The organism is Mycobacterium sp. NGS16 (assembly GCF_059813225.1).
Genome location: NZ_JCALEE010000020.1, coordinates 1 through 2,121, shown reverse-complemented (window position 1 = coordinate 2,121; position 2,121 = coordinate 1). Strand labels below are relative to the sequence as shown.

The 2,121-nt window shown below is 73.7% G+C and carries 1 pseudogene; it reads right to left on the bottom strand.

The window, feature by feature from the left end:
- Nucleotides 1-2,121 (bottom strand): annotated as a pseudogene (locus tag AC5Y4Q_RS21605) (PE family protein); the annotation flags it as partial.

Here is a 2,121-nt window from a genome sequence, read left to right as displayed (position 1 = left end):
GGTGAAGCCGGCCCCACCGGCGCCACCGTTGCCGCCGTTGCCGGCACCGCCGGCGACGTCGACCAGTCCGCCGTTGTAGTCGGTCGGCGTCGCGGTGAAGGCGTCACCACCGTTGCCGCCAGCGCCACCGTCAGCACCATTGCCGACGTGGCCGTTCACCCCACCAGCACCCCCGGCACCACCGGCGCCACCGGCGCCACCGGCACCCCCGAACTGAGCATGCTGCGAGTAGGCATGGCCGGCGTCGGTGTGCTGCGCCGCACCGGCGACGCCACCGTTGCCGCCCGCGCCGCCGGCACCACCGTTGCCGCCGATGCCGTCGTCGGCCGTAGCGGTACCGCCGGCGCCACCGGCCCCGCCGATGCCGCCGTAACCGCCGCCGGTACCGGTGACGCTCAAACCGGTGCTCGGGTCAGCACCAATCCGTCCGGAGCCGCCCTCACCGCCGACGCCACCAGCGCCTCCGTTGCCGGCGGTGTGGGTGCCGCCGCCACCGATACCGCCGGCGCCACCGTTACCGCCGGCACCGCCGCCGGTCACACCGGTGACATTGCCGGCACCGTTGCCGCCGTTACCGCCTGCTCCGCCGTCGGCCACGGCACCGTCGCTGCCGGTGCTGCCCCCGTTCGCGGTGCCGGCGACGCCGGCGTCGCCGCCGTTACCGCCCTTGCCGCCGTGGCCACCATCTGCGATGCCACCGGCTGCGTTGGAACCGTCGGCGCCGCTACCCCCTGCACCACCTACGCCGGCATTGCCCCCGTTGCCGGAGTTGTAGCCATCGCCGCCGGCGCCGCCGTTGCCGCCGTTGCCGGCATCGCCGCCGTGGTAATTCAGCGAACCGTCGCTGTAGGTGGTTCCGCCATCGATACCGGCGCCACCGGCACCACCGTTACCGCCGGCCCCGCCATTGCCGTCGCGCCCGCCAGCTCCTGCTCCGGCGCCCCCGGCGCCCCCGGTACCACCGTTACCGCCAGCGCCGCCAGAGACGATTCCCTTCCCGAAGTTTGCGCCGGCATCGAGGTTGCCCTGTCCGCCAGCACCACCGTGGCCGCCAGCTCCGCCATTACCGCCGATACCATCGCCGCCGTCGGCCACCGAGACAGCGTCGCCACCGGCGCCGCCGTTACCGCCGGCCCCGCCCGCGCCGGCCGAGCTCTCGTCGCCGCTGAAGCCCGCCCCGCCGTTACCGCCGGCGCCACCATTGCCGGCATGCAGGCCGCTGCCGCCGGTACCGCCGTCACCGCCGCGGCCGCCGCCATGCGGAACCCCGTCCGGCGTGGGGACATGTTCGTCATCGGTCAGCGGGTTATCAATCCTGTCGATGTAGGGAGACGCCGCACCGCCGTCGCCGCCGTTGCCGCCGTCACTTGCCTCACCGAGCACCCCGTTGCCACCGGCGCCGGCTCCGGCAGCGCCGCCGTTACCCCCGGCGCCACCGTCGCCGCCTCTACCGGCCGATCCGTAGTTGTCGATATTGGTCAGGCCGTTGTTCTTGACTCCACCGATACCGCCATTGCCGCCGTTACCTGCGGTGCCTGCGCTCCCGCCGTCTCCGCCGTGCCCAGCGCTGGACAAGGCGTCGCCGCCGGCACCACCGTTGCCCGCCGCACCGCCCGCACCACCGTTGCCACCTCGGGCAAGGTCTTCCGCGATGTTCTCACCGTAACTGGCGATGTAGCCGTTACCACCGGTCCCGCCGCCAGCTCCGTTACCGCCGGCGCCACCAGCCCCGCCGTTACCCGCCTGGGTTCCGCCGTTGCCGCCGGCACCGCCGTCGCCACCGCGACCACCAGCACCGGCATCGGTGTTCAACGCGGCCCCAGGCGCACCGTTCACGCCGTTGGCGCCGGTTACGCCGTTGCCGCCGGCACCGCCGTTGCCGCCGTTGCCGTAGGCCCCACCGTTGCCACCTAGACCACCGTTGCCACCGTTGGCACCGGCCAACGCATTGGCATCGGCGGCCGCGTCATAACCGGCTCCGCCGTTGCCGCCGTTGCCGCCGCCACCGCGGGCGCCATCGCTGCCACTGCCCCCGAACAAGCTCGCACCCAAGCCGCCCTTGCCGCCAAGGCCCGGGTCGGCACCATTGCCACCATTACCGCCGTCAGGATGCGCGGCATC